At 57.5% G+C, this 20,334-nt stretch carries 20 protein-coding genes and 1 pseudogene; 11 read left to right on the top strand and 10 right to left on the bottom strand.

Going from position 1 to position 20,334, the window contains the following annotated elements:
- Positions 1–261: 261 nt before the first annotated feature.
- Complete coding sequence (locus BN1115_RS11075) at positions 262–2,403, bottom strand: methyl-accepting chemotaxis protein (protein WP_042657205.1); 2,142 nt, start codon at positions 2,401–2,403, stop codon at positions 262–264.
- A gap of 66 nt (positions 2,404–2,469) precedes the next feature.
- Positions 2,470–3,525 (bottom strand): DNA polymerase IV, encoded by a 1,056-nt coding sequence (dinB, locus tag BN1115_RS11070; protein WP_042657204.1) that lies wholly within the window; start codon positions 3,523–3,525, stop codon positions 2,470–2,472.
- Positions 3,526–3,656: 131 nt separating this feature from the next.
- On the opposite strand from dinB, the gene BN1115_RS11065 reads away from it, so the two are divergent.
- Positions 3,657–3,863, top strand: coding sequence for a hypothetical protein (locus tag BN1115_RS11065; protein ID WP_042657203.1), 207 nt, complete (start codon positions 3,657–3,659; stop codon positions 3,861–3,863).
- 111 nt (positions 3,864–3,974) lie between these two features.
- Here the strand turns inward: BN1115_RS11065 and BN1115_RS11060 are convergent, their stop codons facing one another.
- Together BN1115_RS11060 and BN1115_RS11055 are read right to left on the bottom strand one after the other, a co-directional pair.
- Positions 3,975–4,535, bottom strand: a complete 561-nt coding sequence (locus BN1115_RS11060) for a DJ-1 family glyoxalase III (RefSeq protein WP_042657202.1) — start codon at positions 4,533–4,535, stop codon at positions 3,975–3,977.
- A 37-nt stretch (positions 4,536–4,572) separates the two neighbouring features.
- Entirely contained in the window at positions 4,573–5,526 is a 954-nt protein-coding gene (locus BN1115_RS11055) for a ketopantoate reductase family protein (protein WP_042657201.1), read from the bottom strand.
- A 200-nt stretch (positions 5,527–5,726) separates the two neighbouring features.
- On the opposite strand from BN1115_RS11055, the gene BN1115_RS11050 reads away from it, so the two are divergent.
- A complete protein-coding gene (locus BN1115_RS11050; protein WP_042058365.1) occupies positions 5,727–6,209 on the top strand; it encodes a YajQ family cyclic di-GMP-binding protein in 483 nt (160 codons plus the stop codon).
- 107 nt (positions 6,210–6,316) lie between these two features.
- On the opposite strand, the gene BN1115_RS11045 is transcribed toward BN1115_RS11050, so the two are convergent.
- From BN1115_RS11045 to BN1115_RS11025, 5 genes are all read right to left on the bottom strand, one after another.
- Positions 6,317–7,168 carry a nucleoside-specific channel-forming Tsx family protein gene (locus tag BN1115_RS11045; protein WP_042657200.1) on the bottom strand — a complete coding sequence of 284 codons (852 nt, stop codon included), beginning with the start codon at positions 7,166–7,168 and terminating at the stop codon, positions 6,317–6,319.
- 156 nt (positions 7,169–7,324) lie between these two features.
- On the bottom strand, positions 7,325–8,704 hold the full coding sequence (locus BN1115_RS11040; RefSeq protein WP_042657199.1) for an AmpG family muropeptide MFS transporter: 1,380 nt from the start codon (positions 8,702–8,704) through the stop codon (positions 7,325–7,327).
- 173 nt (positions 8,705–8,877) lie between these two features.
- Positions 8,878–9,465 (bottom strand): peptidylprolyl isomerase, encoded by a 588-nt coding sequence (locus tag BN1115_RS11035; protein ID WP_042657198.1) that lies wholly within the window; start codon positions 9,463–9,465, stop codon positions 8,878–8,880.
- Positions 9,466–9,467: 2 nt separating this feature from the next.
- Positions 9,468–10,052, bottom strand: coding sequence for a YajG family lipoprotein (locus tag BN1115_RS11030; protein ID WP_005349692.1), 585 nt, complete (start codon positions 10,050–10,052; stop codon positions 9,468–9,470).
- A 17-nt stretch (positions 10,053–10,069) separates the two neighbouring features.
- Positions 10,070–11,203 carry a methyltransferase gene (locus BN1115_RS11025; protein WP_042657197.1) on the bottom strand — a complete coding sequence of 378 codons (1,134 nt, stop codon included), beginning with the start codon at positions 11,201–11,203 and terminating at the stop codon, positions 10,070–10,072.
- 204 nt (positions 11,204–11,407) lie between these two features.
- On the opposite strand from BN1115_RS11025, the gene BN1115_RS11020 reads away from it, so the two are divergent.
- The 9 genes from BN1115_RS11020 to nqrM all read left to right on the top strand — a co-directional run bounded on the left by BN1115_RS11020 (position 11,408) and on the right by nqrM (position 19,267).
- Entirely contained in the window at positions 11,408–11,722 is a 315-nt protein-coding gene (locus tag BN1115_RS11020) for a BolA family protein (protein WP_042058354.1), read from the top strand.
- Positions 11,723–12,156: 434 nt separating this feature from the next.
- Positions 12,157–13,500 (top strand): Na(+)-translocating NADH-quinone reductase subunit A, encoded by a 1,344-nt coding sequence (locus BN1115_RS11015; protein ID WP_042058352.1) that lies wholly within the window; start codon positions 12,157–12,159, stop codon positions 13,498–13,500.
- Positions 13,501–13,503: 3 nt separating this feature from the next.
- Complete coding sequence (locus tag BN1115_RS11010; RefSeq protein ID WP_042058348.1) at positions 13,504–14,733, top strand: NADH:ubiquinone reductase (Na(+)-transporting) subunit B; 1,230 nt, start codon at positions 13,504–13,506, stop codon at positions 14,731–14,733.
- Positions 14,723–15,511: a Na(+)-translocating NADH-quinone reductase subunit C gene (locus tag BN1115_RS11005; protein WP_042657196.1), complete on the top strand. Its 789-nt coding sequence runs from the start codon at positions 14,723–14,725 to the stop codon at positions 15,509–15,511. The genes BN1115_RS11010 and BN1115_RS11005 overlap by 11 nt, the downstream gene beginning before the upstream one ends.
- The gene (locus tag BN1115_RS11000) at positions 15,504–16,136 is read left to right on the top strand and encodes an NADH:ubiquinone reductase (Na(+)-transporting) subunit D (RefSeq protein WP_005338644.1); all 633 of its coding nucleotides are present in this window, start codon (positions 15,504–15,506) and stop codon (positions 16,134–16,136) included. Before BN1115_RS11005 ends, BN1115_RS11000 begins: the two co-directional genes overlap by 8 nt.
- Positions 16,137–16,139: 3 nt before the next feature.
- Complete coding sequence (gene nqrE / locus BN1115_RS10995; protein ID WP_005338645.1) at positions 16,140–16,736, top strand: NADH:ubiquinone reductase (Na(+)-transporting) subunit E; 597 nt, start codon at positions 16,140–16,142, stop codon at positions 16,734–16,736.
- A 32-nt stretch (positions 16,737–16,768) separates the two neighbouring features.
- Positions 16,769–17,992 carry an NADH:ubiquinone reductase (Na(+)-transporting) subunit F gene (gene nqrF / locus BN1115_RS10990; RefSeq protein ID WP_005338656.1) on the top strand — a complete coding sequence of 408 codons (1,224 nt, stop codon included), beginning with the start codon at positions 16,769–16,771 and terminating at the stop codon, positions 17,990–17,992.
- 3 nt (positions 17,993–17,995) lie between these two features.
- Positions 17,996–19,033: an FAD:protein FMN transferase gene (locus BN1115_RS10985; protein WP_042657195.1), complete on the top strand. Its 1,038-nt coding sequence runs from the start codon at positions 17,996–17,998 to the stop codon at positions 19,031–19,033.
- 9 nt (positions 19,034–19,042) lie between these two features.
- Positions 19,043–19,267 carry a (Na+)-NQR maturation NqrM gene (nqrM, locus tag BN1115_RS10980; protein WP_005338668.1) on the top strand — a complete coding sequence of 75 codons (225 nt, stop codon included), beginning with the start codon at positions 19,043–19,045 and terminating at the stop codon, positions 19,265–19,267.
- Between the two features lie 53 nt (positions 19,268–19,320).
- On the opposite strand, the pseudogene BN1115_RS21640 reads toward nqrM, so the two are convergent.
- A pseudogene (locus BN1115_RS21640) lies at positions 19,321–20,334 on the bottom strand (IS4 family transposase); the annotation flags it as partial.

Below are 20,334 nucleotides of genomic sequence, written 5' to 3'. Positions count from 1 at the left end.
TTCTAATGGGGCGCATTATAATTTGTCGGTTGCGGGTCGACCAGTGAATAAACATAATTCGCCCAGCAATCAGTCGTCATATGGCTCACATTTTCTACTACATGTTGGTTTACATGTGTTTTTCGTGAGTCTTTCGACTGTGATTGTGGTGTTGTGTTTCTTCCTCTGCGGGAAGAGGGGCTCAAATCTTCTCGATTTGACCCAGTCTGTCATCTGAATGTGTTTGGCGCCTCCAGCTGGATGGCGCCTTTTTTGATCCCGCTATACCTTGAACTGCCCCACCAGTTGCTGCTGTTTGTCAGCGAGAGCGGAGAGCTCGCGACCATTTTCGGCAGAGGTCGCCGCTTCGGCCCGAATGGTGTGGCTCACATCGCGAATGTTGCTGACGTTACGGTTGATCTCGTCCGCCACCCGGCTCTGCTCCTGTGCGGCACGGGCAATCTGCTCGTTCATCTGATGGATGGTGGAGACCGACTGGATGATCTGCTCCAGCACCTGCACCGAGAGATCTACCTTGGCGAGCGTCTCGTCAGCCTGGCCATGACCATCGCGGATCGCCTTGACCACAGCGCTAGTACCGGACTGCAGCTGGCTGATCAGTGTCTGGATCTCGACGATGGCATTCTGGGTACGACCGGCCAGATTGCGCACCTCATCGGCCACCACGGCAAAGCCACGCCCCTGCTCACCGGCTCGCGCCGCTTCAATGGCCGCGTTCAGCGCCAGCAAGTTGGTCTGCTCGGCAATCCCCTGAATAACGGTGAGAATGTCATTGATGTTGCCACTGTTGGCCGAGAGCCGCTCCACCACCGGCTGGGCATCGTTGATGATGGTCATCAGCTTGCGCATCGCCTCCTGGGTGTCAGCCACCACATATTTGCCCTCTTGCGCCGCGGCATCGGTGGTGTTGGCGGCCGCCACCGCCGAGCTGGCATTGCCGGAGACCTGCATTGCCGTGGCGCTCAGCTCTTCAAATGCCGTCGCCACCAGATCGATCTCCTGATACTGGGCCTGCATGCCGCTGCTGGTGCGCTCGGCCACCTGCGCCGCCCGCTCGGCACTGTTGCGGGTGCCGGCAACGGTATCAATCACCTGGCTGATGGTCGATTGCAGCTTGTTGAGGAAGCTGTTGAACCACTTGGCCAGCTCGCCAATCTCGTCTTGCCGCTGGATCTCGATGCGCTGGGTCAAATCCCCCTCGCCGCTGGCGATATCCTTGAGGCGAGCAACCACGGCGCGAATGGGCGCCACGATCTGGCGCGCCATCCACCAGATAAAGCTCAGGGCCACCAGCGAGATCAGCACTCCGATAGAGAGTTGCGAAACCACGCTGCGATTGGCCTCACTGGCCAGATCATCCTGCAGTTGCTGGGCCGAGGCCAGCACTACGGCCCGCGGTAATTCAATGTAGATGCCCCATTTACGATCGGTACCACGCATGGAGACCGGCACAAAGCTCTGCAACAGGGCGCCATCGCGGCTCCAGCGCGTCTGTTCCTGACCCTGATTGAGCCAGCCTTTCAGCTCGGTGGCCAGCCCCTGATACTTCTGGTCCAGCTCCCGCCCCAAGGTCACATCAAACTCATCGGCTCCCGCCACGCGCCCCTCATGACTGACCAGCAATATTCTGCCTTTGCCGTCATAGAGCTCCTTGTCCATGGTAGAGACCAGATCCTGCAAGGTCGTCAGGGAGATATCGACGCCAGCTACCCCCAGTAATGTTCCCTGCTCCAGCAAAGGCACTGAGACTGAGGTAATCAAGACTTTCTTGTCGCCGACATCGTCCAGATAGGGTTCCAGCAGGCAGAGTGCCTGGGTGCGAATGCTGCAGCGATACCACTCGTTTTCAACACCACCGGCCTCGGTCGGGCTGTCGTCAGCAAGCACATCTTCATTCTGCACCTCGGGCACCAACTTGCCGTTGTCATACGCCCAATAACTGGAGAAGCGCCCCTTGTCGTTGGCGCCGAGCGCGGTCGAGCCCTCATAGTTACTGTCTTCCCCATCCAGCTGGTCAGGCTCGAACACCGTATAGACGCCGAGCAGATTGGTCGATGAGGCGGCAGCATCGTGCAGTTGCTGATTGATGGCGCTGCGCAGCGCCTCTGACGGGACAAAGTTCTCGGCCCCATTCTTGCGCTGAAACAGTACGCTCTCGGCCAGCAAGCTGGCACGAAAATAGGCTTCATCGAGATAGCTGGTCACCTTGGCCGCCTGCTCCGAGCCCATCGCCTTCATCCAGTTTTCGGCTGACTGCTGCGCCTCGTGCAGGGTGGCTTGTCGCACCTGCGTTTGCATCTTGTTCGCGTTGTAAATCGAGGAGGCAACCAGAGCGGCGGCGGTGAGCAGCAGACAGCAACCGGTGATCAGGGTAATCCGACCCTGGACAGAAAGAGCATTCATGCCAATATTCCTACTTCATGCAGATATGGGTAGAGTATCGACTTTATAAACAAAAACTTAACTCTCTCACAGCAAATCCAGCGATAGCTGGTTAACTTCCCCCTCTTTTGGCAGACCCACCACCAGCCCTAGCAGACGTACCGAACGCCCCTGCGCCCGTTGCAATCCCTCCTTGAGCAGCGGGGCAAACAAGGCTGGCTGATAACCACCCTGACTGCGATAAACGGTGGTCTGATGGAAATCGGCAAACTTGAGCTTGATTCCCTGACCCATCACCTGCCCGGCAGGGCACGCCAGCTGGAATCGCCGCTCCAGCTCCGGCAACAGTTGTTGCAATACCGTCAGGCAGGCGGCTTCGTCACAGAGATCGCTCGCCAGGGTAGTCTCCACCCCGATGGTTTTGCGGATCCGCTGCGCCTGCACCGGCTGCTCATCCAGCCCCCAGATCCGGGTCGTCAGCATCTCCCCCAGCTTGCCAAAACGACTGCACAGCTCTTGTGCCGACAAGGTTCGCGCATCCTCGCAGGTGTAGAGCCCCTGCGCCTCCAGCCGCTCGGCGGTCTTGCGGCCCACCCCGGGCAGTTTGCCAAGGGGCAACTGGCAGACAAACTCGGCCACCTCGTCAGGGCGAATGACAAACAGACCATCGGGTTTGCGCTGCTCCGAGGCGATCTTGGCGAGAAACTTGTTGGGCGCTACACCCGCCGAAGCGGTCAATCCCAGTTCGGTGACGATGGCTTGCCTGATCTCTTGCGCCATCAGGGTGGCGCTGCCGCCACAACAGCGACTGTGGGTCACGTCGAGATAGGCCTCATCCAGCGACAGCGGTTCAACCTGATCGGTATAGCGCAGAAAAATGGCCCGGAGCTGACGGGAGATATCCTTGTACACCGCCATCCGCCCCGGGATCAGTACCAGCGGCGAGCAGAGCTTTTTCGCCAGGGCACTCGGCATGGCGGAGCGCACCCCGAACCGGCGCGCCACATAGTTGCAGGTCGAGATGACGCCGCGCCGCTCTGAGGCCCCACCGATGGCGAGCGGCACCTCCCGCAGCGCCGGGTTGTCCCGCATTTCCACCGCGGCAAAAAAGCAGTCCATGTCGATATGGATGATTTTGCGCATACCACTGTATAAATAAACAGACATAGCATCATCTTACCCCAAGGATAACCGCAGCTCTATCTCTCTCATTGGAGCTAGAATCATAGACTCCAAGGAGACCTTTACCACCACAATGACAAGGAGCGTTCGGGATGAAATATCTTTGGCTGGGACTCGGGTTGCTGCCGCTGACCGGCATCGGCAAGAACAACCCGACGGCAGAGTGCCGCTGGTTGTACGACCGGATTGAGATACTGGAACAGGCCATCAAGAAAGGGGACAAACTGGGTACGGAACAGGAGTTGGCACGCTGGAAAACTGAGTACAACAAAAAACAGTGCTCACAGTACGACTACTGAGCCTTACAATATGGCGTGACTGACAACGGCAGATAACAAACGGGCCCCGATCAAGATGATCGGGGCCCGTTTTTCAACCCATGGCTAGCTTGATTCAGCAGCAGCGTGCGCTCAAGGCAGCACCATAGGGCCAGCCACGGCGGTCGCCACCTCATCCCCGCGCAGCACCCGGACCAGTTCGAGCGCAAACTCGATGGCACTGCCCGGCCCCTGACTGGTGATAAGGCGATGAGCCTCATCCCTGACTACCCGCTCATGTGACAGCTGCAATGTCGGTAGTTGGGACTGAAAGCCAGGATGACAGGTGACGATGGCACCCTCCAGCAGGCCATGATGTTGCAACACCACCACGGGGGCGGCGCAGATGGCAGCACGCCAGCGACCAAGAGCGGCCTGCTCTTTGAGCAGATCGATGGCCAGCGGGGTATCGCGGATCACTTCACTGCCGGGCAGACCGCCGGGTACCACGATGGCTTCAAAGTCCCGACGGGTCAGCTCGTCGATATGACAATCGGCCACCAGCTGTACCCCCCGCGACGCTTTCACCTGCCGGGATCCGGCGGGGCAGCAAGAAGCCAGCACCACCTCGATGCTGGCACGCACCAGGGTATCGACAATGGCGACCGTCTCTATCTCTTCCGACCCGGGGGCCACCAGCACCAGTACACTCACGTTCGCCTCCTTGCTGCTTGCTCTGCCATGTAAAGGATCAGGCGGTCTGACTCTTCTCTTTGATCGCCTGATAGAGGCCCTGATTGACCGGCACGGCAATGCCATGCCGGGCAGCCTTGGCCAGCAGGAAGCCGGTAATGGCCTCAATCTCGGTCTCTCGTCCCAGCTCCATATCCTGATACATGGAGGAGTAATTGTCAGCGGTCAGTTCCACCACTGTCATCACCCGGCGCTGCAACTCTTCTGCCGTGGTAGTAATGCCTTCGGCGCACATCACATCCGCCACTTCCACGCAGATCTGCTGCAGGGCGTCGGCAAAACGGGGGCCAGCCAGCTCGCCATTTTTCAGCTTGTAGAGGGCCGTCAGGGGATTGATGGCACAATTGATGGCCAGCTTTTGCCACTGACGTACCAATACCTGCTCATCCCAACCAGCCTGACCCAGCGCCAGCGCCAGCTCATCCGCGAGCGCGGCGTGGGCCTTGGCGGCTTCATTGATCGGGCCGAGCCAGGTTTCGCCTTTGCCAGTATGACGGAAGACGAAATGGCCGCCCTGCATGGCACCATGGCTGGTGACGCCGGCAATCACCGGATTGTGCGGGAACATCTCGACCACCTGCTCGGCAATGCCCATCCCGTTGTGCAGCAGCACGATCGGCACGCCAGCATCCAGTTTGCTTACCAGCGGTGCCAGTGCGGCAACCACCTGACTGGCCTTGGTCATCACCAGCAGGCGCTTGATCTTGCCAGGTTTGCTGACAAATCCACGCTCGATATTGAGCAGTTGTACCTGCCCCTCCAGCGAGGTGAAATCGAACCCCGGATGGAGCGTGGACTTATGGTGTTCGCGCAACAAGACTCGGGTGGATTGACCGCTCTGGGTCAGCAGGGAGGCAAAAACGCCGCCGAGGGCGCCACAACCCAACAGTGACCACTGCGGGATCACAGGTGGCATAACGGGCTGTCGGGAATTTTTTAATCCGCTTGGCATGGTGTGACTCTGTCAGGGTAAGGGTTGCAATCCTCTCAACCTGTTACCGGAGATAAGTGAAGAACTCGCTGGTGGACGCTAACGGGTCCACCCATCCTGTGCGCAGGGGATTCTAGCAGAGCAGCCCTATCAAAATCAGCAAATTTGCCCGTTTTCTGGTAGATTTGCCCCCCGATAACGCAACATGAGGAGCTCCGGCTATGCCGTCATTCGATATTGTCTCTGAAGTCAAAATGAACGAGGTGTTGAACGCAGTCGACAACGCCAATCGTGAACTGGCCACCCGTTTCGATTTTCGTGGGGTAGAAGCCAGCTTCGAGTTGAACAAGGAAGAGGTAAAACTGGAAGCCGATGCCGATTTCCAGCTCAAGCAGATGGTCGAAATCCTGCGCGCGGCACTGCTCAAGCGCAACATCGAAAACAGCTCCATGGAGGTGGGTGACTCAGTTCACTCCGGCAAGCGCTTCCACCTGACCGTCAAGTTCAAGCAGGGGATCGAGAAAGAGATCGCCAAGAAGCTGGTCAAGCTGATCAAGGACTCCAAGATCAAGGTACAGGTCGCCATCCAGGGTGATGAAGTGCGTGTCACCGGCAAGAAGCGTGACGATCTGCAAGAGACCATGGCACTGGTCCGTGGCGCCGAACTGGGTCAACCGATGCAGTTCCAGAACTTCCGCGACTGATTTATCCACTCAGCCGTGGCGCACTTGATGACTCGCGCCACGCTACCTAAATCGCGGCCATAAAAAAACCGGAGCAGATGCTCCGGTTTTTTGTACCCCAAGTTTGATTAGAACTTGTAGGTAACAGAGAAGTAGTGGCCGAAACCTTTGTTATCCCAAGCAGAGCCGTTGTAAGAAGTCGAACCATCCTTCACACCATACAGGTTGTTGAAGTACTTCAGACCGTAACCAACGGCGTAGCGATCGGAGTGCCAGTAGATACCGTGGAAAGTGCCTACACCGTAGTCGGAACGGGAAGCAACATCATAGGTGTCCATGTCGAAGGCATAATCCAAATAGCCTTGATAGGAAACAAAGCTGCCGTTGGAGAAGGTGTAGAAAGGTTTGAACCAGTTCATGGAGAACTGATAGCCGTTCCAGTGACCTTCTTCTTGGGTAAAGTTGTCGTTTTCGGTCGGGTGGCGAGCATAAAGATTCATGCCTACTTTACCAAACCAAGGCACCTGCACATCGGCCCCCAGACCGATCAGGTTTTCCATCATGCCACCATCAATACTGTTCAAGGAGGCAACATACAGTTCTTGAACTGGACCGAAAGAGAGGTCTTTACCGGTCAGGGCATCCAGCGAGAGGCGTGGGGCAAACTTCATAAAGATGTTATTGCTCGCACCTGTGCCATGCTTATTGCTGTGGCGGGAGTCGAAAATATCGAATACGTCAACATAGCCGTACAGATCAAACAGACCGGAGCGACCACCAAATTCCATCTCCAGATAGGTATCGTTGTAATCACCTTCAGCATCGGTGAACGGACGCTGGTCGATGGTATGCATTACGTTGAACTGCAACCACTTGTAGTCATTCTTGTGGATATCACCGCTGTAATCAGCAGCAAAGGCCGGAGTAGCGGCAGCAGCCAGCAGACCGGCAGCGATCAGAGTCTTGGTAAATTTGGCCATTTTATTGGTCTCTTGTGCGTTAGTTGAGGTTTTCCGTAGCCTGCCCACAAGGAGCGAGAGGAATTCTAATCAAATAAAATCAGGGGAGAAACAACTTCTCGGGAACTTTATCCGGAAGTGTGAATCTAATCACCCCCGATTCTACGCAAACGCTTGCTATTTGTCAGCCGCTGAGAGCAACTCACTCCCCTTTCTGGCTACCAGCACTATCAACAACAACACGGGCAAGCCCAATAAACTGGTTCCTACAAAGAAGGCGCTGTAGCCAATCTGCTCCACGACCTGCCCGGAAAAACCGGCCAGCAATTTGGGCAACAGCAACATCACCGAGCTGAACAGCGCGTACTGAGTGGCCGAAAATGCCACATTGGTCAGGCTGGAGAGATAGGTCACGAAGGCCGCAGTGGCGATACCGGCACTGAGGTTATCCAGCGAGATGATCAGAGTCAGCAGCTCCAGGTTGTGACCAACCTGATGGAGCAGGGCAAACAGCAGGTTGGTACTGGCGGTAAGCAGCGCCCCCAAAAATAGAATGCGCAACGTGCCAAAGCGCATCACCAGCACGCCCCCAAATGCAGCGCCGACCAGCGTCATAATGACACCAAACACCTTGGTAATGGTGGCCACTTCAGTCTTGCTGAACTGCATATCCACATAGAAGCTGTTGGACATCACCCCCATCACCACATCGGCGACCCGATAGCAGGCGATCAACGCCAGGATCAGCAGCGCCGAGCCGCCATAGCGGCGGAAGAAGTCAGCAAACGGACACCAGACCGCCTCATAGCCCCAGGCTCCGGCACTAGCCAGCGGCGCAGGCCATCCCTGTTCCAGCAGCAACGCCTTGCGCTCAGCCTGTTGCTTGCCCTGCCCGGCCAGATCGATATCCGGTTCGTGGCAAAACAGGGTGGTGATGACCCCGAGTGACATCAAGCCCGCCATCACCAGATAGGTGACCTGCCAGCCACGATAGTCATAGCCGCTGTTGCTGCCAAACCAGGCCGCCAGCGCCAGCGCACCGGCACCCGCCATGATCATCGCCAGTCGGTAGCCAGTCATGTAGGAGGCCGCCATCGCCGCCTGCAGCCGCTCGGGGGCGGATTCGATGCGATAGGCATCGATAACGATATCCTGCGTGGCCGAGGCAAAGGCCACCAGCAGGGCAAACAGCGCCAGCTGGGCCAGCTCGGTCTTGGGATCGCAGAACGCCATGCCGACCAGCGCAGCGGCGATCAGCAGCTGGGAGAACAACATCCAGCAGCGGCGACGTCCCAGCAGTGTGGAGAGCAACGGCAGCGGCATGCGATCCACCAGCGGTGACCACAACCATTTAAAGCCATAGGCGAGCGCCACCCAGCTCATGTAACCGATATCGGTCAGGCTGACATCGGCCTCACGCAACCAGAATGAGAGGGTACCGAACACCAGCAGCAGCGGCAGACCCGATGAAAAACCCATGGCAAAGAGAATAAACACCCGAAATTCGAGATAGACGGCGAGGGACTCTCTCCAGCTTGGTTTGCGGATCATGTTCAACTACCTGACGACGTTGGAAAAGTGCGTCATTTTGGCAGGTTGATGGCAGATAGCCAAGGCGAGCAAAGAGATAGGCCCAAAGAAGCCGTATAGAGAAAAGGCCCATCCCAAGCGGGATGAGCCTTGCATTGTGGCATGACGGGATCGTGGTGCCGAACCACGTCCGGCGAGAGTTACTTGCCCGCTTTCTTGTCGACTTTCTTGTCCGCCGGGGTTTCTGCCAACAACACCACCTTCTTCAGGATGATGGGGCTGGTCGGCACATCGTTGGCACGCAGAATGGAGCTGTAACCGGTCTGCACCTGAGCCAGCTTGTCCAGCACCTCCATCCCCTGCACCACCTGACCGAACACGGTATAACCCGCGGCGCCACCGGCGTTGAGGTTGTTGTTGTCGACCAGATTGAAGTAGAACTGGCGAGTAGCGCTGTCGACCGCCTGGGTACGGGCCATGGCGATGGTGCCACGCTTGTTGGGCAGACCGCCACGGGATTCGTTAACCACCGGCTCATAGGTAGGCAGTTGCTGGAACTGCTGGTTGTAGCCGCCTCCCTGCACCACGAAGTCCTGGATCACCCGGTGGAAGATGCTGCCATCGTAGCTGCCATCAGCCACGTAGCGCAGGAAGTTCTTTACAGTCTGCGGCGCCTGCTTGGACGCCAGCTCTACCACGATATTGCCGTGGTTGGTCTCCATTCTGACTTTAGGGCCCGCGAACGCCAGCGGGGCGATCAGCATGGCCAGCAACCAGAGTTTTTTCATCATCAGACCCCTGCACCGTTCGGTTGACCTTTCAGGTAACCGCGCAGCGCATCATCCGCCATGATCTGCTGCAGCACGCTACCCAGTTGCAGGTTCAGTGTAGACTCCAGATCGGCCATGCTTGGCTCGCTTGGGCTCTCCTTGCTGGAGGACATGTTGAACTGCTTGGTCAGACGGTTGCCCTGGAAATCGGCGATCACCTGCAGGCTGACACGGGACTTGGTGACATAGGTAAAGGTCTTCTCTTCCACATTGACTGCCGCATTGGAGATCACCAGCGTCAGGTTGGTGGTGCCACTGTTGCCCACTTCCAGACCCTGGCTACGCAGCCCTTCGGCCAGCCGCTCGGCCATCAGCAGGTTGAGCGGACGCTCACTGTTGACCAGCACCGGCGCCTTCTCTTTATGTTTAATGGAGAAGACGTAGGCAGCCTCACGCTTGTCTACCCCTTCCATGGTGATGCGATTGCCAGAGTAGTATTGCTGGTTGGCGGGGATCACCTGCGGATTGAGCAGCGCCGTCTCCGGCCAATGAGTGGCACACCCGCCCAGCATCAGGGCGGCCAGCAGCAAGAGTGACTTTTTCATCATGGTTTCCTTTGGCTTTAGCGTTTGATGGCTTTCAAAATAACGAATTTGCTGTTCGACGCAACGACTTGTGCGTTGGCAAACAAGCGCTTGAGTTTGTTGTGATAGTCCAGATGACGGTTGCCTACTATCCAGAGTTCACCCCCTTGAGGCAACACCCGGTGCGCATCGCTGAACATCTGCCAGGCAATATGGTCGGTGATCGCCTGCAACTGATGGAAAGGAGGGTTACAGAGGATCCGATCTGCCGAACCGACCGCCACGCCATCGAGACAGTTATTGACCATAAAGCGGGCGCGCGGCAGTGCATCGGGCAGATTGTGCTCGACGTTGAGCTGTGCCGAGGCGACCGCCATATAGGATTCATCGATAAAGGTCACCTCCACCTCGCTGTCTTTGGCAAGCAGCGACAACCCCAGCACCCCGTTGCCACAGCCCAGATCGATCACCTTGCGGGCGCTGTGGATGGGCAGGTTGTCCAACATAAAGCGGGCACCGATATCGAGACTGGTGCGCGAGAAGACGTTGGCATGGTTGTGGATGAGCATGTCAGTTCCCTCCAGCGGCCACACGGTCGGGAAGGGATGGGCCAGCGCGGGACGCTCTGCCTGCGGCTCGCAGTGAATGAGACGCGCCTTTTTCCAGGCCAGCGAGGTACGGGTCGGCCCCAGATACTTCTCGAACAATTTGAGGGTGGAGGTATGAATATCCTTCGCCTTGCCAGCTGCGATGACGCGGGTCGCCGGTGTCACCACCGCACGCAATGCCAGCAGTTGCTGCTCCAGCAGTGCCTGATATTTGGAGACCTTGATCACCACCAGCGCAGGAGCATCGGGCAGCGGTGCCAGCGCATCCTGCAAGGTAATCCCGCCTGCATCCAGCCCGTTTTCAGCCAGATTGGCCAGGGTCGCCCGCTCGCTGATGTAGGAGTCGGTGACGCTGCAGGGGGAGTGAGGATACAGATAGGCGGCCAGCGCGCCAAAGCCGTCATTCATGATGATGACGGGGCCCGCCTGCTCGAGGGGGGACTCCGCCAGGGTGTTGATCAGATATTCGTCAGCCGCATCCCAGGCTTGCAGCGTCTCCTGACTCTGGCGCGGATAGCGGTAGAGCGTGAGCTGGCAATGGGGAGTGTCGAGAAGGGTTTGCATAGGAAGAGTCCAACCTCGGCTTGATTCGTGTATACAGGCGCCAGGGGCGACGCAAAGTGGCGCTATTCTAGCGAGGAGCAGGAATTTCACCAGTTCGATGCGCATCAAGGGGGCAACTGACCGGTGATTTCCCCCTTACGGGGGCTTATTCGATCACGCGACAGCCGATAGAATGGCCCGACATTCACTCTGGAAGCCGATCCGATGACCATCCAACAACTGATTGAAGCCAAGCTGACCGCCGCCCTCTCCCCCACCGTGCTGGAGGTGATCAACGAGAGCCACATGCACCGTGTGGAACCCGGCTCAGAGAGCCACTTCAAGGTGGTGATCGTCAGCGAGCAATTTGCAGGGCAGCGGCTGCTGGCCCGCCATCGTCAGGTCAATGCCGTGCTGGCCGACGAGCTGGCCGGCGCAATTCATGCACTGGCGCTGCATACCTACACGACAAGCGAATGGCAGGAAAAAGGCCATGCCCCGCGCACCCCGAGCTGCGTTGGCAAACCGTCACTCTCCTGAACCGGGCGGCACCACACCATTCCCATCGCGCACCTGCCAACAAAAATGAAACAAATTTCCCCCATTGGCCCCGAAAAGACTACATCCAAGGGGGTATTTTTCCGCATCGAGGCTTGTTGTTGACAGTTAAAACAACAGCAAATACCCCCATTGAGGTAGTGAAATAAAAAAACCTTTAAAACCACGACTTACAAGGTGTCAGGGGCTTATTCATTGCAGGTTAATTTTGTGATGGCACGGGGATTTTGCCCATTTGGCATGGCAGAAAATGCACCTTAAGTGGTAAACTCAAGCGCTTTTGAGTGAGCTTGCATGTTGAATAATTGTTGAGCCTGACCACCTGGCGCAGCCACAACATCGACTCATTCAACCACCCGTCGTGATGTATTTCTCGGCGCTAACCAACCTCTCCCGTAACGGTAGTGCAATTGAGTATGATTACAATCAAAAGAGGACTGGACATCCCCGTGCTGGGTGCGCCAGAGCAAGTAATCTACGATGGCCCCGCCATCACCCGTGTTGCGACACTGGGCGAGGAGTTTGTGGGGATGCGACCTACTATGTTCGTCAAAGTAGGTGATCGCGTCATCAAAGGTCAGGATCTTTTTGAAGACAAGAAGAATCCGGGCGTTAAATTCACAGCTCCTGCCACCGGTGTGGTTTCAGAAATCAACCGTGGTGCCAAACGTGTTCTCCAGTCCGTGGTCATCGACCTCGACGGTTCCGATGAACAGGTGACATTTGAGCATTTTGCCTCTGCCGAGCTGGCCAAGCTCGAGCGCAGCAAGGTGCAAGAGATCCTGGTCGCATCAGGTCAGTGGACTGCGTTTCGTACCCGTCCGTTCAGCAAAGTCCCCGCGGTAGGCACAGCCCCGCGCGCCATCTTTGTGACCGCAATGGACACCAACCCGCTGGCAGCCGATGCCGAGCTGATCATCAAGGAACAGCCCCAGGCCTTCCTCGATGGCCTGGCCGTATTGACCCGCCTGACCGATGGCACCGTTTACGTCTGTAAAGGCGAAGGCAGCCTGCCCCACTCTCCGCTGACCCAGGTCAAGGAAGAGATCTTTGTCGGTCCGCACCCTGCCGGTCTGCCGGGTACCCATATCCACTTCCTGGATCCGGTCAGCAGCACCAAGGTGCAGTGGCACATCAACTATCAGGATGTGATCGCGCTGGGCAAGCTGTTCACCACCGGTCAGATTTGCACCGACAAGGTGATCGCATTGGCTGGCCCGAACGTGCTCAAGCCGCGTCTGCTGCGTACCCGCCTGGGCGCCTGCATCAGCCAGCTCACCAACAACGAGCTGCGTGCCGACGAAAACCGTATCATCTCCGGTTCTATCCTGAGTGGTGCCAAAGCCGAAGGGGTTCACGACTACCTGGGTCGCTACCACAATCAGGTTTGCGTGCTGGGTGAAGGTCGCGAGAAAGAGTTCCTGGGCTGGATCAACCCCAGCGCCAACAAGTTCTCTATCACCCGGACCACCCTCTCTCATCTGATGAAGGGCAAGCTGATCAACTTCACCACCACTACCAACGGTAGTGACCGTTCCATGGTGCCTATCGGCAACTATGAGCGGGTGATGCCACTCGACATCCTGCCTACCCTGCTGCTGCGGGACATGGTCTCCGGCGATAGCGATGGTGCGCAAGCACTGGGCTGCCTGGAGCTGGATGAGGAAGATTTGGCGCTCTGTACCTTTGTCTGCCCCGGCAAGACAGAGTACGGCCCGATCTTGCGTGAGTGCCTGACCAAGATTGAACTGGAAGGTTAAGCGATGAGTTTCAAGCAACTTCTTGAAAATATGGAACACCACTTCGAACCGGGTGGAAAGTACGCCAAGTACTACGCCCTGTTCGAAGCGGCGTACACCCTGTTCTACACCCCGGGTACCGTTACCCGCAACGCCTCCCACGTTCGTGATGCGCTCGATCTGAAGCGCATGATGATCATGGTGTGGCTGGCCGTGTTCCCGGCCATGTTCTGGGGCATGTTCAACGTGGGTAACCAGGCGATTGCCGCCATTGCCCACATGGGCTCGGCTGCTGGTGCCAGCAGCTGGCAATATGCGCTGGCCACCATGCTGGGTGCCTCCCTCGATCCGGCTGTCGCCGGTATCGGCAGCAAGATGCTGATTGGCGCCACCCACTTCTTCCCGATCTACCTGACCGCATTCCTGGTCGGTGGCTTCTGGGAAGTACTGTTCGCCATGGTGCGCAAACACGAGATCAACGAAGGCTTCTTCGTAACCTCCATCCTGTTTGCCCTGATCGTGCCGCCCGAGCTGCCCCTGTGGCAAGCTGCGCTGGGTATCACCTTCGGTGTGGTGATGGCCAAAGAGGTGTTCGGTGGTACCGGCAAGAACTTCCTGAACCCGGCGCTTGCTGGTCGTGCGTTCCTGTTCTTCGCCTACCCGGGCCAGATCTCCGGTGACGCCGTATGGGTGGCCGTTGATGGCTTCTCCGGCGCGACTGCTCTGAGCCAGTGGGCCCAAGGCGGCCAGATGTCGCTGATCAACGGTGCAACCGGTCAGGCTATCAGCTGGATGGACGCTTTCCTGGGTAACCTGCCGGGTTCCATCGGTGAAGTCTCTACCCTGATGATCCTGCTGGGTGCTGCCATGATCGTTTACATGCGCATCGCCTCCTGGCGCATCATCGCCGGCGTGATGATCGGTATGATCGCCACCTCCCTGCTGTTCAACGTCATCGGTTCCGATACCAACCCCATGTTCAACATGCCGTGGCACTGGCATCTGGTACTGGGTGGCTTCGCCTTCGGTATGGCCTTCATGGCGACCGACCCTGTCTCCGCTGCCTTTACCAACAAGGGCAAGTGGTGGTATGGCGCCCTGATCGGCGTGATGGTCGTGCTGGTGCGCGTGGTCAACCCTGCGTTCCCTGAAGGCATGATGCTGGCCATTCTGTTTGCGAACCTGTTTGCTCCCCTGTTTGACCACTTCGTCGCTCAGGCAAACATCAAGCGGAGGATTGCACGTGGCGTTTAATAAAGATTCAACCCTCGGCACCGTCAGCGTGGTTACCGGCCTCTGTCTGGCCTGTTCCATCGTGGTATCCGTTGCCGCTGTGGGCCTGCGTTCTACCCAGCAGGAAAACAAGGCGCTCGACAAGCAGAGCAACATTCTCGCCGTAGCCGGTGTGGATGTGAGCGATGTCGCCAAGCGCGACCTGGCCAAACTGTACGGCGAGAAGATCGAAGCCCGTCTGGTGGACCTGACCACTGGTGAATTTGTTGACGGCGATGCCGACAACTTCGACACCAAGCTGGCAGCCAAAGATCCGGCTCGCAGCATCCGTCTTGCCGCTGTTGACGACAAAGCCAGCCTGCGCCAGATCTCCAAACTGGTTCCCGTGTTCTTCGCCAAAGATGCCGAAGGCAAGGTAGACAACATCATTCTGCCCATTTATGGCCAGGGTCTGTGGTCAACCATGTATGCCTTCGTCGCTGTTGCCGCTGATGGCCAGACCATCAAGGGCATCACCTACTACGACCACGGTGAAACTCCGGGTCTGGGTGGCGAGATCGAAAACCCGGCCTGGCAGGCGCTGTTCAAGGACAAGAAACTGTTCGACCAGAATGGCATGCCGGCGCTGCGCGTCATCAAGGGCCATGCTCCGGAAGGTTCAGAGCATGATATCGACGGCCTGTCCGGCGCTACCCTGACCGGTAACGGCGTTCAGCATACCTTCGACTTCTGGATGGGTCCCAAGGGCTTCGGTCCTTTCCTGGCCAAGGTTCGTGCAGGAGAAATCAACAATGGCTGACAAGAGCGAAATGAAGAAGTTGCTGTTGACGCCTGTGCTGGGCAACAACCCCATCGCCTTGCAGGTGCTGGGTGTCTGTTCTGCACTGGCGGTTACCAGCCAGATGAAAACTGCGTTTGTAATGACCCTCGCGGTCATGGCGGTCACCGCCTTCTCAAACCTGTTCATCTCCCTGATCCGCAACCAGATCCCGAACAGCGTCCGGATCATCGTGCAGATGGCGATCATCGCCTCACTGGTTATCGTGGTTGACCAGGTGCTCAAGGCGTATGCCTATGACATCTCCAAGCAACTGTCGGTCTTCGTGGGTCTGATCATCACCAACTGTATCGTGATGGGCCGCGCCGAAGCGTACGCCATGAAGAGTGCCCCGCTGCCCTCCTTCCTGGATGGTATCGGCAACGGTCTGGGCTATGGTGCCATTCTGCTGAGCGTGGCAACCGTGCGTGAACTGCTGGGCTCCGGCACCTGGTTCGGCATCGAGCTGCTGCCGCTGGTGAACAACGGTGGCTGGTATGTCCCGAACGGCCTGCTGCTGCTGCCGCCGAGTGCATTCTTCATCATTGGTCTGATCATTTGGGGCGTGCGCACCAAGGATCCCAAGCAGGTGGAGGCGAAGGATTAAGGTATGGAACACTATCTGAGTCTGTTGATTAAATCGATCTTCATCGAAAACCTGGCACTCTCCTTCTTTCTGGGGATGTGTACCTTCCTGGCGGTGTCCAAGAAGGTAAAGACCTCCATGGGTCTGGGTATAGCCGTTATTGTGGTGCAGACCATCGCGGTTCCTGCCAACAACCTGATCTACAACTACGTGCTTAAAGATGGCGCTCTGGTATCCGGTCTGGATCTGAGCTTCCTGAGCTTCATCACCTTCATCGGTGTGATTGCAGCACTGGTACAGATCCTGGAGATGGCGCTGGACAAGTACTTCCCGGCACTCTACAACGCGCTGGGTATCTTCCTGCCGCTCATCACCGTGAACTGCGCCATCTTCGGTGGCGTCTCCTTCATGGTGCAGCGTGACTACAACTTCATGGAGTCTGTGGTCTACGGTGTGGGTTCAGGGGCAGGCTGGATGCTGGCGATCGTTGCGCTGGCAGGTATCCGCGAGAAGATGAAGTACTCCGATGTTCCGGAAGGCCTGCGTGGTCTCGGCATCACCTTCATCACCGCCGGTCTGATGGCGCTGGGCTTCATGTCCTTCTCTGGTATCTCCTTGTAATCGGCTTTCCTGCAATCAGAAAGGAACGATAGATGGAAATTATTTTGGGTGTGGTCATGTTTACCGTGATCCTGCTGGCACTGGTGGCAGTCATTCTGTTCGCCAAGTCCAAGCTGGTGACCGCGGGCGACGTGACAATCAGCATCAATGGTGACCCGGCCAAGGCTGTGACCAGCCCGGCCGGTGGCAAGCTGCTCGGCGTATTGGCTGGCAGCGGTATCTTCGTCTCCTCCGCCTGTGGCGGCGGTGGCTCCTGTGGCCAGTGCAAGGTACGGGTGAAATCCGGTGGCGGCGACATTCTGCCGACCGAACTGGATCACATCAGCAAGGGCGAAGCCCGTCATGGCGAGCGTCTGGCCTGTCAGGTTACCGTTCGCTCCGACATGGATATCGAACTGCCGGAAGAGATCTTCGGGGTGAAGAAGTGGGAATGTACTGTTATCTCCAACGATAACAAGGCCACCTTCATCAAGGAGCTCAAGCTGCAGATCCCCGATGGCGAGAGCGTGCCGTTCCGCGCCGGTGGTTATATCCAGATTGAAGCCCCGGCTCACCACGTGCACTACAAGAACTTCGATATTCCCGAGGAGTATCGCGGTGACTGGGATCGCTTCAAGATCTTTGAGCTTGAGTCCAAGGTCGATGAGCCGATCATCCGTGCCTACTCCATGGCCAACTATCCGGAAGAGTTCGGCATCATCATGCTGAACGTGCGTATCGCGACCCCGCCCCCGAGCAACTGGACTGCCCCTCCGGGACAGATGTCCTCCTACATCTTCAGCCTGAAGGCTGGCGACAAGGTGACTATCTCCGGTCCGTTCGGTGAGTTCTTCGCCAAGGACACCGATGCCGAAATGGTATTCATCGGTGGTGGTGCAGGTATGGCGCCGATGCGTTCCCATATCTTCGACCAGCTGCGTCGTCTGAAGTCCAAGCGCAAGATGAGCTTCTGGTACGGGGCACGTTCCAAGCGCGAAATGTTCTATGTCGAAGACTTTGACATGCTCGCCGCCGAGAACGAGAACTTCACCTGGAACGTCGCGCTGTCTGATCCGCAACCGGAAGACAACTGGGACGGCTACACCGGCTTCATCCACAACGTGCTCTACGAGAACTATCTCAAGAACCACGAGGCACCGGAAGATTGCGAGTTCTACATGTGTGGACCTCCGGTGATGAACGCTGCCGTCATCAACATGCTCAAAGATCTGGGCGTTGAAGACGAAAACATCCTGTTGGATGACTTTGGTGGTTAATCCATGCACAGTGTTGTAAAGACCTGGCTAGCCTTCGGGCTAGCCTTTTTCTTGACTGGGTGCGGTCAGGAAACGGTCCAATCCAAACCGGAGATCCACATCACCGGTAGCACCATGGGCACTTACTACTCCATCAAGGTGGCGGACAGCGCCATCAGCGATCCGGCCAAATTGCAGGCCGAGGTCGATGTCTTGCTGGAGCGGGTCAACGATCAGATGTCGACCTATCGCCCCGATTCCGAACTGTCGCGCTTCAACCAGCATCGCAGTGCCACGCCGATCGTGGTGTCCCGTGACACCGCGCGGGTCGTCACAGAGGCCATTCACATTGGCCGTGAGAGCCAGGGGGCGCTGGACGTCACCGTCGGCCCCTTGGTCAATCTGTGGGGCTTTGGCCCGGACAAGAAGCCGACCAAGATCCCCTCCGACGAGCTGATCACCCAGACTCGCCAGAAGACCGGCCTTGGCAACCTGCACGTCATCACCTCGGTGGATGCCGATACCCTGCAAAAAGATATTCCGGACCTCTACGTCGATCTCTCTGCCATCGCCAAGGGCTTTGGTGTGGACAAGGTAGCCGAATATCTGGAGTCACTGGGTGCGCGCAACTATCTGGTGGAGATTGGCGGCGAGCTGCGGATCAATGGCGTCAACGGCAAGGGTCACCCCTGGCGCGTGGCCATCGAGAAGCCCACCGCAGGCACCGGCACGGTGCAAGAGGTGATCGTGCCCGGTGACAACGGGGTGGCCACCTCCGGCGATTACCGCAACTACTATGAACTGGATGGTCAGCGCTTCTCCCACACCATAGATCCGCGCAGCGGCAAGCCGATCCAGCACCGTCTGGTGTCGGTCACCGTGATCCATCCCTCCTGCATGACTGCAGACGGGTTGGCCACCGTGTTTATGGTGATGGGGACCGAGAAAAGCCTGGCCTATGCCAACGAGCGCGGCCTGGCGATCTTCGTGATCACCAAGACCGACAACGGCTTTGAAGAGGCTTACTCCGATGCCTTCAAGCCCTATCTGGTCAAGAAGTAAGAGGTAGAGATGCAGATTTTTCTGATCACCTTCGGGGTATTCATGCTGGTGATAGCCGCCATGGCTATCGGTTACATCTTCCAGAAGAAGACCATCTCCGGCTCCTGTGGCGGTCTGGGTAGCGTCGGCATCGAGAAAGAGTGCGATTGCCCGGAACCCTGCGACAACCGCAAGAAGAAGATGGCCAAGGAAGAGGCCCGTCGCAAGATGCTGGAAGAGAACCGCATCATCTGATGACTCTGGTTTTTCGGTAAACAAAAGCGCGCCATCGGCATAATGCCAGTCAGTTAAGTCTGACTGGCATTGTTTTTATTGGCTTTTTTCACACTATACCTCTGGGGCCTTGGCTTCACACAGCGGGGGTAACTTCGCTCCCTTCGTTCCGGCAGCACAAACTGCCCCGCCTGTTTCTCCAGCTCAGCTACCCGCTTCGGGATAGTACCCGGTGACAGGTACGGCATGCAGCTCAGTTCATGGATGAGATACACCGACGCCATGTGAAAACTCAGCTGACTCGCCGAGTATCCCTTCAGGCTCGCCGCCATCTTCACCATCTGGCTGCGCAGCAGGCTGTACGCCAGCAGCCCGCCCCATAGCTCTTGCCGTATTCCCATCGCCTTCTTGCTGTGCAGGGTCAGTCGGTGTTGTTGCAGGCTGTGCTTCATTTCCCGAGAACCCAGTTCGATTTCCCAGCGATGGTTGTAGAGCTTGACGATGTCTGCTCCCGGGAAGCGCATCGGGTCGACCATCGAGGTCAGTACCTGCCGCGCCTTGCCGTTGATAGTACAAGTCAGCAAGCGGGCTTCCACCGTCTCGGGCAGTTGTGGCCACTTCTTGCGTCCCTATGGACTGGTCGTCAGGCGCACCAGCACATCCTGGCGGCCCAGCTTGCGCACCACCTCATACTGCGCGCCCTTTTTGAGCAGCAGCAGCCAGTGACGCTCACAGCCGCGGTTTGCTAGGCATGGAGCAGGCCAAGCGAATAGCCCCCCCCTGTCAAACAGGGTCAGCGAGTGGTCTGGCGTGTGTGCGGCAAGCTGTCGGCCAGTATCAGCTCTCCATGACGGCTTGCGTGAGCAGATGGCTGGTGAGCTCCATCTGACAGAGCATGCGCACCTGCAATAGTCGGTCTCGTTAAACAGCCGCTCGATGCTCTTGTCCCCGAGCTTTTGGCGAGCTTGCAGGAAGGCACTGTGGGCGACAAAGGGGCGGTCACCGGGCAAGAGGATATCGAGCTGATTGACCAGCTGGGTCATGGGGACGTGGCGGAATATGGCCATGCCGATGATGGCCCAGACCAG

The sequence above is a fragment of the Aeromonas allosaccharophila genome, assembly GCF_000819685.1.
Lineage (GTDB): Bacteria > Pseudomonadota > Gammaproteobacteria > Enterobacterales > Aeromonadaceae > Aeromonas > Aeromonas allosaccharophila.
The sequence above is the reverse complement of the archived record's forward strand: the minus strand, read 5'-3'. Positions and strand labels throughout refer to the sequence as shown.

What these genes read in the sequence shown, in the direction of transcription:
- nqrM (WP_005338668.1), top strand. Translation starts at nt 19,043, where the DNA reads ATGCAGATTTTTCTGATCACCTTCGGGGTATTCATGCTGGTGATAGCC.
- BN1115_RS11065 (WP_042657203.1), top strand. Translation starts at nt 3,657, where the DNA reads ATGAAATATCTTTGGCTGGGACTCGGGTTGCTGCCGCTGACCGGCATC.
- BN1115_RS11035 (WP_042657198.1), bottom strand. Translation starts at nt 9,465, where the DNA reads ATGAAAAAACTCTGGTTGCTGGCCATGCTGATCGCCCCGCTGGCGTTC.
- BN1115_RS11000 (WP_005338644.1), top strand. Translation starts at nt 15,504, where the DNA reads ATGGCTGACAAGAGCGAAATGAAGAAGTTGCTGTTGACGCCTGTGCTG.
- BN1115_RS11075 (WP_042657205.1), bottom strand. Translation starts at nt 2,403, where the DNA reads ATGAATGCTCTTTCTGTCCAGGGTCGGATTACCCTGATCACCGGTTGC.
- BN1115_RS11010 (WP_042058348.1), top strand. Translation starts at nt 13,504, where the DNA reads ATGAGTTTCAAGCAACTTCTTGAAAATATGGAACACCACTTCGAACCG.
- BN1115_RS11015 (WP_042058352.1), top strand. Translation starts at nt 12,157, where the DNA reads ATGATTACAATCAAAAGAGGACTGGACATCCCCGTGCTGGGTGCGCCA.
- BN1115_RS11050 (WP_042058365.1), top strand. Translation starts at nt 5,727, where the DNA reads ATGCCGTCATTCGATATTGTCTCTGAAGTCAAAATGAACGAGGTGTTG.
- BN1115_RS10985 (WP_042657195.1), top strand. Translation starts at nt 17,996, where the DNA reads ATGCACAGTGTTGTAAAGACCTGGCTAGCCTTCGGGCTAGCCTTTTTC.
- dinB (WP_042657204.1), bottom strand. Translation starts at nt 3,525, where the DNA reads ATGCGCAAAATCATCCATATCGACATGGACTGCTTTTTTGCCGCGGTG.
- BN1115_RS11055 (WP_042657201.1), bottom strand. Translation starts at nt 5,526, where the DNA reads ATGCCAAGCGGATTAAAAAATTCCCGACAGCCCGTTATGCCACCTGTG.
- BN1115_RS11020 (WP_042058354.1), top strand. Translation starts at nt 11,408, where the DNA reads ATGACCATCCAACAACTGATTGAAGCCAAGCTGACCGCCGCCCTCTCC.
- nqrE (WP_005338645.1), top strand. Translation starts at nt 16,140, where the DNA reads ATGGAACACTATCTGAGTCTGTTGATTAAATCGATCTTCATCGAAAAC.
- BN1115_RS11025 (WP_042657197.1), bottom strand. Translation starts at nt 11,203, where the DNA reads ATGCAAACCCTTCTCGACACTCCCCATTGCCAGCTCACGCTCTACCGC.
- BN1115_RS11030 (WP_005349692.1), bottom strand. Translation starts at nt 10,052, where the DNA reads ATGAAAAAGTCACTCTTGCTGCTGGCCGCCCTGATGCTGGGCGGGTGT.
- BN1115_RS11045 (WP_042657200.1), bottom strand. Translation starts at nt 7,168, where the DNA reads ATGGCCAAATTTACCAAGACTCTGATCGCTGCCGGTCTGCTGGCTGCT.
- nqrF (WP_005338656.1), top strand. Translation starts at nt 16,769, where the DNA reads ATGGAAATTATTTTGGGTGTGGTCATGTTTACCGTGATCCTGCTGGCA.